At 35.3% G+C, this 11,447-nt stretch carries 7 protein-coding genes and 2 pseudogenes; 5 read left to right on the top strand and 4 right to left on the bottom strand.

The genetic code is table 11. The features are described from left to right. Positions 1–661: 661 nt before the first annotated feature. The 3 genes and pseudogenes from ABJH90_RS17375 to ABJH90_RS17365 all read left to right on the top strand — a co-directional run. A pseudogene (locus ABJH90_RS17375) lies at positions 662–964 on the top strand (tRNA uridine-5-carboxymethylaminomethyl(34) synthesis GTPase MnmE); the annotation flags it as partial. Positions 965–1,446: 482 nt separating this feature from the next. Then, on the top strand, positions 1,447–1,986 hold the full coding sequence (locus ABJH90_RS17370; protein WP_348338125.1) for a GNAT family protein: 540 nt from the start codon (positions 1,447–1,449) through the stop codon (positions 1,984–1,986). 386 nt (positions 1,987–2,372) lie between these two features. Further along, entirely contained in the window at positions 2,373–2,546 is a 174-nt protein-coding gene (locus tag ABJH90_RS17365) for a hypothetical protein (RefSeq protein WP_348140373.1), read from the top strand. 7 nt (positions 2,547–2,553) lie between these two features. Here ABJH90_RS17365 and ABJH90_RS17360 read toward each other — a convergent pair. Next, positions 2,554–3,893 (bottom strand): annotated as a pseudogene (locus ABJH90_RS17360) (IS3 family transposase). Between the two features lie 550 nt (positions 3,894–4,443). Between ABJH90_RS17360 and ABJH90_RS17355 the strand changes: the two are divergent. Next, entirely contained in the window at positions 4,444–4,752 is a 309-nt protein-coding gene (locus ABJH90_RS17355) for a hypothetical protein (RefSeq protein ID WP_348140371.1), read from the top strand. A 299-nt stretch (positions 4,753–5,051) separates the two neighbouring features. Here ABJH90_RS17355 and ABJH90_RS17350 read toward each other — a convergent pair whose 3' ends face one another. The 3 genes from ABJH90_RS17350 to ABJH90_RS17340 all read right to left on the bottom strand — a co-directional run bounded on the left by ABJH90_RS17350 (position 5,052) and on the right by ABJH90_RS17340 (position 8,433). Continuing rightward, positions 5,052–6,158: a methyltransferase domain-containing protein gene (locus ABJH90_RS17350; RefSeq protein ID WP_348140369.1), complete on the bottom strand. Its 1,107-nt coding sequence runs from the start codon at positions 6,156–6,158 to the stop codon at positions 5,052–5,054. Between the two features lie 417 nt (positions 6,159–6,575). Continuing rightward, a complete protein-coding gene (locus tag ABJH90_RS17345) occupies positions 6,576–7,244 on the bottom strand; it encodes an acetyltransferase (RefSeq protein ID WP_348140367.1) in 669 nt (222 codons plus the stop codon). Between the two features lie 259 nt (positions 7,245–7,503). Further along, positions 7,504–8,433, bottom strand: coding sequence for a DUF1835 domain-containing protein (locus tag ABJH90_RS17340; protein WP_348140365.1), 930 nt, complete (start codon positions 8,431–8,433; stop codon positions 7,504–7,506). A 235-nt stretch (positions 8,434–8,668) separates the two neighbouring features. Between ABJH90_RS17340 and ppdK the strand changes: the two genes are divergently transcribed. Continuing rightward, positions 8,669–11,389 carry a pyruvate, phosphate dikinase gene (gene ppdK / locus ABJH90_RS17335; RefSeq protein WP_348140363.1) on the top strand — a complete coding sequence of 907 codons (2,721 nt, stop codon included), beginning with the start codon at positions 8,669–8,671 and terminating at the stop codon, positions 11,387–11,389. Positions 11,390–11,447 lie beyond the last annotated feature (58 nt).

Below are 11,447 nucleotides of genomic sequence, written 5' to 3'. Positions count from 1 at the left end.
TACAAGTACTATAAACAATAAAACAATGTTTCTTTTTAACCGAGTGTTTTTGATTATTACATTATTCGGAGAATAACAAAATAAATTGATAATGGGCAATAAAAGAAACGCGAACTCATTAATACTTAATAGCACCCCAGGTAATGGCAAATAGGATTTTTCATTCGTAGGTAAAAAAAACCCAATAAATAGAATTATATAAAATATACGATTGAAGAGTGAATGCATCTAAAAATTAAGTTTTATTTCAGAAATAAGAATTAGAATTTGCTTTTTTTAATTAGGTTTAATGGGTCATTATTTTTAAAATACTCAGATCTTGTCATCCTTAAAGTAAAAGGACTAATTAATCATATAATGCCTGACTATAGATTACAGACAAAAAGTTAAGTCATACAAGGCCCTTACTTTCAGGCATACCGAAATGTTGTAAAAAAAACACTCTTTAAATGTTTCTTTTTAGGGGCTACCTCTTTTGGAAGCTTACTTTATGTTTCATTTAAAGAACGCTATAGTTAATATTACGCCAAAATCATGAAGAGGTAAAGATTTGTCTGTCAGGATGTTGGAAAAATCGATTAAAGTATAATAATTGCAGGTATGGAAGCGAAGAAAAAGATACCAAAATCAAAGTAAATAGGGGACGAAAGTTGAATACCAACTACTCTCTGCCAAAACCGGTCTTTGAATAGAAGAGCTCAAATCGAAGCTCTTGGATGATGTCAATGCAGGGGTTTTAAGAAATAATGAGACTATTGTGACTAATAGCAGGCATTATGATGCATTAATAAAAGCCTTGGAGGAGATTAAAAAAGTGCAGCTGGGGCTGCAGGAAGGTTTATCTGGCGATCTATTGGCCATTGATATCCGGCAGGCGCTTTATCATTTTGGAGAGATTACCGGAGAGAACACCACCGATGACCTTTTAGGGAATATTTTTGCCAATTTTTGTATCGGAAAGTAACCACTATAAAAAGGCCATAGGAAACATACTAAAAGTGGTTATTTATCGCTAGATTCAACGATTATTTCAATCTTCTAATATATTTTTTATTTTGTAATATAGTAGTCAATGAGGTAATTCAAAGTAATTCTTGTACGCCATAGATATATTCTTTGTTGAGGTCGAACTTGCCCCTGGTACCAGCAACATTTTAAGCAAGAGAGTTTTTAAACATGGGCATTGTATGGATAAGTATTCAGGTGATTTAGGGTTTATATGATTACACCTTTTCTGTATGCGATTTAACTTAAAACGAATATTTGATTGTTTAGTAAACCAGTCTTATGAAATCTACCAAAACAGCCAAGAAAAACACGTATCTGACATGCTGAAACTATGTTAAAATCAAAGAATTATTATCTTAGTTCTTATAAGTGGGATATAGGTAATAACTTTATCCAATTGTTATGGGCTATAATATAAAATTGAAAAAGGAAACTTACATGAGCAAAATTGACAAAGAAAAAATCAAATTAAGAGCATTAACAAAAGAAGATGCGAAAATCTCTTGGACATGGCGTAATAATGAAAATATGCGATATTTTTATTCTGGTCATCCTTTTTTCATAAACCAAGAAAAAGAAGAAACATGGATAACAAGAATATCTGCTTCTGATATGCCATTAACTTCATTTGGAATAGAAGAAGTAGAAACCAATTCTTTAATTGGAATGTCATTCCTGAAGGATATAAATTTAATCCATAGAAATGCTGAGTTTGCTGTTTTTATTGGTGAAGAAAATGCCAAGGGTAAAGGATATGCAAAAGAAGCAACAATAAAAACAATAGAGTTCGCTTTTAACAATCTAAATCTCAATAGAGTTTTCCTAAAAGTTCAAGAAGACAATACTAATGCAATAAAACTGTATGAAAAATGCAAATTTAAAAAAGAAGGAATTTTAAGAGAATGTATTTACAAGAATGGGCATTATTTAAATAAGATTATAATGTCTATTCTTAAATCAGAACATATTGATGAATAACAAATTACAGCCCATAACATGGATAAAAATAATAGCCGAGACAGTAGTAAATTCAAGGGTTGTTGCCCGTTTCAATTTTTTTGTAATTTGATAGTTTTGAAGTCCACAATCGGCTACTACACTTTTAATAACCTTTTTCTTATATTGTCATTTAGAACATAAGCCTTTTAATTCTAACATTTACTACTTCATAAAACTTTACTTTCAAAATGCGTTATTTGATAATAATAATACTCCTTAGTTCCTGTCAGAGCAACCCAAAATTAGAAGTATTAAAAAAAGAAAACGAGTAATTGCAAATTAAGGTCGATAGCACAAAGAACGAACTTCATAAATGCGAGATGTAGATTGATTCTTATAAGGGGATGCCTCTAAATATTTAGTTAATGGGCATCTATGGATATAATATACTACCAGAGGATGAACAATGGGACACACTATGGGATAAAGGAGAGTTTCTGACCAACCTAAAATTGATAGATAAATCGTTCAGCCTTTACGCAATTGATAAGTTCTTTGTTGTGTACGTCGTCAAACGAAAGTGGACTAGCTTGGCTTAAAGTTAAGTTATAAATTTAACATTTGTTTTACGTGGGTGTTTCTTCGTTTTTTCATTGTTTTTTCTTTTGTTATTTGTCTTTGTTCAAGTATTGAATCTGCTCTTCCAAAATATACATCCGATGGTGTCACATTTCGAAGTGACTCATGATATCTTCGGTTATTATAATAGTTTACAAACTCTGCCAGTCTTTGTTCAAGTTCTTGTGGCAAATAATAATGTTCCAGTTTAATGATGTTTTTCATCGACCTGTGATACCGTTCGATCTTTCCCTGTGTTTGTGGGTGCAATGGTCTTCCCCTAATATGCTTCATGTTTTTGTCATTTATAAATTGTTTTAATTCTTGACTGATATAGCAAGGACCATTATCTGACAATAGTTTTGGTCGTTGCTTTTTTGACAGCCCTGCTTTGAGTAGAGCGGTCACTATGGTACGGGTGACATCTTTGGCATGCATGGTCGAGCAAAGCTCCCAATGCACAATATAGCGGCTGTAATCATCCAATATAGTGGAGAGGTAGTACCATCCCCAGCCCGTAATCTTCAAATATGTAAAATCTGTCTGCCACATTTGATGTATCCTAGTGGTTTTATCCTTAAACTCATTAGATGCCGCCATTAGATTGAAAGCAGGCTGTGTAACAAGCCCATTTGCCTTTAAAATACGGTATACACTACTCTCGGAGATGTAATATCGTTTCTCATCAATCATTTTACAAGCAACCCCTCTGGAGGATTCTTCTGGATACTCCAGTGCCATATCAATAACCTCTGCATGTACCTTGTCAGGAATCTTGTTCCAATATGTGTTCCTGGCCCTGGGCCTAGGGGCCAGGCCATCAAAACCTTCTTCTCGGTATTTGCCATACCAATTATAAAAAGTGCTCTTATGTAGTCCTATTTCTTTCAAAGTCCTGTTAACACCAATTTCAGAAGTTTCCACAAGTCTAATGATCTCGTACTTTTCTTGTTGGGTAAAACGCATATACTTTCTCCATTTTACTCGAAGCCAGTCGTACTTTTTTTAAGTACACGGTTCTGGAGCAATAGCTCAGCTACTGCTTCCTTTAACTCAGAGTTCTCACCCTTGAGCTCTTTTACCTCATCCGTATTTGCCTCTCGCATGGTATCCCCCGTAAGACGCTTTTTGCCAGCTTCTAGAAAATCCTTGCTCCATCGGTAATACAAAGCAGGGGCAATACCCTCCCGACGACAAATGGTGGCCACAGAAGATTCACCTTTTAATCCTTCCAGTACAATCCTGATTTTTTCTTCCGAAGAGAATTTCCTGCGGGTTTGTCGTTTAATGTCTTTTACAATTGATTCCGTTGATTTCTTTTTTGCCATTTTAAGTGAACTTTTAAAGTTAATAATCCATCTTCAAGGCTAGCCTTGAAGATAACAAAACTGTCACTTAACTTAAAGGCTAAATCAGTCCACTTTTATCTGAAAATCTACACTTTGTTGAGGTGGGGCTCGGACCTTTACAATACGCAACTGCATAAAACCTATTCTAAATATGCCACAACATCTATAACCTCAATATATAAGCTTATTATTTATAATATTTAGTAATTGAATGATATTGATAGTTATGGATTAATATAGAAATAATGTGTGGACTATTTTGAAAATGATAAACAAATACAATAAATTTGTAATAATAATAAGGTTATTCCTATTGGAAAGGTACATTACCGACTTAGAGGAAAGATTGAAAATGAATCTATTTATCTACAACTTACGGTAGATAGAACAAATCGTTTTGAAAAAAGGACTGGATTAAGTATTGACCACAAGTATTGGAGTAAAGAAATAAAGTTACCGAAGCAGAACCAAACAAAAAACAAGCAATTAATAGCATAGATCAATCAATCTACCTTAACTGATAGCTTAATTGCCTATTATTCATTATAATGGCAATGCAAATGATAATTCTACAAATAATTTCGATGGACAAGTCAACGGTGCTGCCTTAACTGCTAACAGATTTGGAAATAGTAATTCAGCCTATTTTTTTGATGGAATCCATGATTTTATAAACTGTGGTTCTATTTTAGACCTTTCCTCACAAGACACCATTTCTATTTCTGCTTGGATTTATCCACAACAAATATCCACAAACAACAATTTTTCAGGGCTAGGCTTTGGCAAAAAGACATCCGGAACTTTACAACTAAACGTGCGAACAGAAGCAGACCCGTAAATTTTCGGAAACAATAAAAAAGGGATAGAGACAGCCTTACTTTGTGGAATATTGGATATAAAGGGAGATTAAAATATTCCTTATAAATTCTTCAATCCATTTTACAACCTTTACAACGATAATTAGGCTTTTGAGGTCGATATGTACTCTAATCGCACCCCAAAATCATAACTACTTGCTTATCAATAATAGTTATATTTTGTATTTTAAAGCAAATCAAATTTCGATAGATTTATTATTATTTAGAAATTTTTTTGTAGTTAAAAACTATCTAACAATTTAGGTTTAGACTGCCATTATTAATTTGAATGAACCTGTTTTGATATCACTTTCCTTCTATACTTCAAAATTCTTTCTTTTTCTTTCCGGACTTCCGAACTCTTTCTGGCAGTAAAAACATAAACAAACTCATACAGCTGATGTACCTGCATATCTTCAAGTCCTTCCGGAAGCAAGTCAACAGGGCTTCCTGCAAGAGTATTGTAACAGGCAAACACTTTTTTATAATACAAATGTTCTAACCATGTAGACTCTGGATACTCTTGTTCATCAAAAATAAGGATTTTTCCACCTTCTTTGGTCACTCTAATCATTTCCTTCAGAGCACTTTTTGTGTCAGCAAATCCATTAAATGCCCCATAATTTGTGCAAATATCAAATGTCCCGGATTTAAAAGGAAGATTGGTGGCATCAGCTAGAATGAAATCTACAGGAGCCTTCTGTTTACTCATTAAATCCCTTCCTTGTACAATCATACCCGCAGAAAGGTCAACTGCCGTGTAATCTGCATTCAGATTCATATAACCACGTCTATATAGTGCATTGCCAGTACCACTGGCAATATCAAGCATTTTTATTCTTTTATCTGACTCCAAATATTCTTTTAGAAACTCATCGTGAACAGAAGAGACGCTTTTTTTAGGCACAAATTTCCGAATCGCAAGTATTATTCTTATGGGAATAGCAAGCAAAAGCAAATACGCATATCGCTGTTGTTTTGAAAACACAAAAACGAAAATTGCCAAAGCCGCAAATAATATAAAATCATAGATCTTTACATCATCAATGCCACGATAAGCAATCAAATCTATCAAATTATAGGCTAGGAAAATAAAGGAAAACACTAATAAAAAATATACGATCCAGTATTTAAGAGAAATTTTTATTGGTCTAGCTGGAAGCATGAAGAAAGGGTTCCAAAAATTATAAAACCATGCCATATATTGATAAACTTTATCTCTAAGTCCCTTATCTGACTTACCCAGAGAATCTTCTACATAAAGCTTTGGGATGCCACTTACACAAGAATATTTCTCACCACATGCACTACACTTCCAGTAGGTTTGATAACGTTCATTAATACTATTTTCTTTACACGCGGGACATATCACTTTTGATTCTATCATAATCAATAAAACTTGAATTAAAAATCAGTTCTTTTAAATATTAAAATAAAGGTATTCCGATTATCCAAATTATTGCAGACATCTCGATAGACTGATAAAAAAAACGATAAAACTGCATTTTTCGGACAGCAACCTTAATTTTGGTATTGTTACTCAAATACTTAAGATAACTGATATAAAATATCGAATAAGGCGGAGCGGGAAGGATTAGATGATTTAAAAAATATCTTTAATTCTAAGGACAATTTAGAAAATACTAGATAAGTAGGTAACCATTATTGAATCTTCGCCATCGTAGGATTTATATTCAAAAAAGTAATGGTAAGATGAGTATGGAAACCTAGGGAATTTGATTGATTGGATTATATCGACAAAGTGTAACAATTAATGGAAGTTCATTTATTTGCATATAGATAATTATATTTTCCATAAATTATTTGGCCTTATTACCTTACAAGGACTTCCATAGGCTATACTATTTGCGGGAATATCTTTGGTAACAACGCTTCCCATACCAATAAAGGTATTATCACCAACGGTAACATTATTGTTTATAATAGCACCCGCTCCTATTTCGCAGCCACGTCCTATTTTGACATTTCCAGAAGTTACAACCCCTGGATTAATACCAGTGAAGTCTCCAATGGTATTATGGTGCCCGATTTGAGAACCTCGCTTTATATGTACTCCAAATCCAACGGAGGTTTGTGCACTTAATACGCAAAGATGATCTATAAATACAGCCTTACTTAAAATATTACTTGTGCTGACAATAGAGGATTTAGCAATTAAGTTGGAATATTCCTCATTCTTTACATAGGGTAAAAAATCTTTGTGTATTCTATATTTGTTTCGTGCACCACCCACTCCAAATAATATTGGTGAGGTAACTTTAATATCCTGCATCTTTTTAATCTCGAAGGAAATGGGTTGCAATCTGTCGGCGGCTTTAATTTCCATAACAATATTGGGGAAGACTTCTATTTTTAATGGTTTTTTATAATTATACCTAATAATGTCGTTTAGAACACATACCCAATCTTGTTCAAATCCTAGCAACTGAAATACTTTATTATCTGTGCTCATTTATAATTTATTGATAAATTTACCTTCTATATTTTGATTATTTATCATGTAATATAGGAATAAGACCTTAAAATACTGTAAGTAAATGATCTAATTGCGTTTAACGTGCTTGATGTCCTCTGTTATTATCGACTCACAGTGCAATCCATTAAAGATCTTCAACTAAAAATTATGATATAGGAAATATCATCAGTTAATAAGCTAAAGTGATAAATACTATTATCGGCAAATAAAAAGTCCAGACGGCTTTAATTGCAAGCTATAATTTTAGAATTCTGCTCGATTCTGTGTTGAAAAGATAATTGTACTTTAATGCACCCCCTAAATAGGCCTCATTGTTCCGGATTTTGGAATAGTAGCTTGTTGTACCATCCAATATTTCCTTGCCTTTTTTAGAAAGTCTTACCGGATTAAAAGTGCTGTATAAGGGTTTTAAAGATGAAATGATACGCTCGTATTGTGTATCACCAAAACCATAAATACCTTTATCAGAGAGCACTGTAAGTAATAATTCGCGTTTTGATTTTGGTTTTTTAGACAAGGAAAGCTCTAGAATATGATTCTCGAGTTCGTTTAGTCCGTTTTTTATGCTAGGGAAGCGTTTTAAATGTATTTTTATTGCTTCTGAGAGATAATCAAATTGATAATTTTCATAATCCGTGAGAGTTTCTAATCTAATGGGATTGTCACTACAATAGAGTTGCCATATATAATCCGCGTATACAATATCATCTTGCTCAAGTACTGTCCTGTTTTCAAAGTGCTCGAGTAATTGTTCGCTAGCTAACTCATTCAGATATATTTTGTTAGTTTTATCTTCATCACCACTACTTACCAATGAAATTTGCGCATATGGGCGATGTGTCTTTAACCAACTTATTACGGCCAGCATGTTTATTTGGCTATACAAATCGTAATCAAACCAGAGAACTATCCTATCTTTTTGTTTATGATTACAAAGCGATTTGAATTCTTTTAAGGTTTTCTCAATAAACCACTTTTTAGAAATTTTATAATTTTTATTCAGAAATTCGAAACGGGTCCTCCAAAAAGTTTCACTCCCTACATTAGTCAATGTTTTTCCTTCACAGAGCATTTCACGCCATGTGATAATATCGCCTTTAAGTTCTAATGATTTTAGCCTATTGGTAAGGTGGTCGCTATTGGTAATATGTAACCTGGAACTCAATTCAGATGTTGTTTACGTTTTAATCAAGATAAGCAAACCCTATGCTCAGTATAAACATTTCCGTTCAATAATCATTAATTCGGATAAACGACCTTTAGCTCTATAATTTCCTCCCCCACTCTGTAACATTAATTACATAAGTGATGCTATTTCCATATACATGATATATGTCATAAAATCAAAGCTGAAATGGACCTATTTTCGGTGTTGAAATCTATTTAAAAAGAATATTCCCATGGAAACGATGTCCGAAGTAAAAACAAGAGTCTACAGGTTTGGAAATAAAACAGCAGATGGAAACAGTAAAATGAAAAACCTGTTGGGTGGTAAAGGGGCCAATCTTGCTGAAATGAGCGCCATTGGTATTCCCGTACCTCCCGGTTTTACTATTACCACAGAAGTTTGTACAGAATATAACGAACTTGGTAAGGATCAAGTTATACAAAACATAAAGGAAGAAGTTAAGCAGGCTATCAAAAATATTGAGGGAATTATGGGCGCCAAATTTGGTGATCCTGAAAATCCCCTACTAATTTCTGTTCGTTCCGGGGCTCGTGTTTCTATGCCAGGTATGATGGATACGGTTTTAAATCTTGGGATAAATGACGATGTGATACCCGGCTTGGTCCAAAAAACAAAAAACGAACGCTTTGCATGGGATTCTTATCGCCGTTTTATACAAATGTATGGTGGGGTTGTCCTTGGGATGAAACCGGAAACCAAGGAAGACATTGATCCTTTTGAGGAAATCATGGAACATCTTAAAGATAAACGCGATATAGAATTAGATACCCAATTTACAGTACAGGATTTACAGGATTTGGTATACGACTTCAAAGATGCTGTAAAAAAACAAACAGGTCACGATTTTCCTTTAGATCCATGGGATCAGCTATGGGGTGCAATTATGGCTGTATTTAATAGTTGGAACGGGAATAGAGCCATTTATTACAGGAAAATGCATGGTTACCCGGCAGACTGGGGAACAGCCGTAAATGTTCAGGCCATGGTTTATGGAAACATGGGAGAGAATTCCGGAACCGGGGTTTGTTTTACAAGAGATGCAGGAACAGGTGAAAATGTTTTTAATGGGGAATATCTGATAAATGCACAGGGAGAAGATGTAGTAGCAGGTGTTAGAACACCTCAGCAAATAACCAAATTAGGCTCAGAACGCTGGGCAGTACTTGCACAGGTAAAAGAAGCTGATAGGGCTGCTGATTATCCTTCTCTAGAAGAACTTATGCCCTCTATTTATTCGGAACTGAATGGCTACCAGGAAAAACTGGAAAAACATTATCGTGATATGCAGGATATGGAATTTACCATTCAGGAAGGTAAACTTTGGATTCTACAAACCAGAAATGGTAAAAGAACGGGGGCTGCCATGGTAAAAATCGCCGTTGATCTTATTAAAGAAGGCCAGATTGATGAAAAAGAGGCTTTAATGCGCATAGAACCCAACAAACTGGATGAGTTGCTCCACCCTGTATTTGACCATAGTCGCTTGAATAAAGATGATATTATTGCTCAAGGTTTACCTGCCTCTCCAGGTGCAGCAACCGGTCAGATCGTGTTTTTCGCCGACGAAGCAGATAAATATAAGTTTACCATACTTACCCGAATAGAAACTTCCCCTGAGGATCTGGAAGGAATGAACATTGCAAGAGGTATCCTTACCGCCAGGGGTGGGATGACTTCCCACGCAGCGGTTGTAGCCCGTGGCATGGGTAAATGTTGTGTTTCAGGCGCAGGTGCGCTTAAAATTGATTATAAAAAAAGAATATTACGAGTTGAAGATAAGGAATATCAAGAGGGGGATTGGATCTCCATTAATGGTACTACAGGTAATATTATTGAAGGAAAAGTGCCAACCATGCAACCCGAGTTGAGTGGGGAATTTGCCGAGATCATGGACTTATCTGATAAGTACCGAACCATGAAGGTTCGTACCAATGCAGACACTCCCAAAGACGCTAAAGCAGCTCGTAGTTTTGGAGCAGAGGGTATTGGTCTTACAAGGACCGAGCATATGTTCTTTCAGGCAGACAGGATCAGGGCTATGAGGGAAATGATTCTGGCTGATACTGTAAAGGGCAGAAAACTGGCATTAAAGGAACTCTTGCCAATGCAGCGATCAGATTTTGAAGGAATTTTTGAAGCTATGAACGGGTTACCAGTTACCATACGATTACTCGATCCACCATTACATGAATTCGTTCCGCACCAACTGGCCACACAAAAAGAACTGGCAGAGGATCTTCATATTTCGCTTGCCGCTGTAAAAAATAAAGTGTCGGAACTTCATGAATTTAACCCAATGCTTGGTCACAGAGGTTGCAGATTGGGTAATACCTATCCGGAAATAACGGAAATGCAGACCCGGGCCATCATCGAAGCTGCGTTAAATTTAAAAGCCAAGGGGATCGAGGTAATTCCTGAAATAATGGTTCCCCTTATAGGTGCTGTTAATGAGTTTGTTGCCCAGGAACATGTTATCAGATCAACAGCTCAAAGGGTATTCAAAGAGCGCGAAGATAGCGTGGAATACCTGGTAGGAACGATGATTGAAATTCCACGGGCGGCACTTATGGCAGATCGCATTGCCGAAAATGCTGATTTCTTTTCTTTTGGCACGAATGACCTTACTCAAATGACATATGGTTACTCCAGAGATGATGCAGGTTCATTTCTTGGGATATATTTGAAAAAAGGAATACTAACCTCCGACCCTTTTGAGGTACTGGATCAGGAAGGAGTGGGACAATTAGTAAAAATGGGAACAGAAAGGGGTAGAATAACAAAACCTAATTTAAAGGTAGGTATTTGTGGAGAACATGGTGGCGAACCAAGTTCAGTTGAATTTTGCTACCGGACAGGTATGAATTATGTTAGCTGTTCACCATTTAGAGTGCCTATTGCTCGCGTAGCTGCGGCTCAGGCGGCGATTTCTTAGGCAACAGAATTGGCATAGTATACATATGTAGGCCTAATTAGTGTAGAAGTGAATAGTA

The sequence above is a fragment of the Eudoraea sp. genome, assembly GCF_039969275.1.
In the GTDB taxonomy this organism is placed as follows: Bacteria; Bacteroidota; Bacteroidia; order Flavobacteriales; family Flavobacteriaceae; genus Eudoraea.
This window is presented reverse-complemented; position numbering and strand designations above follow the sequence as displayed.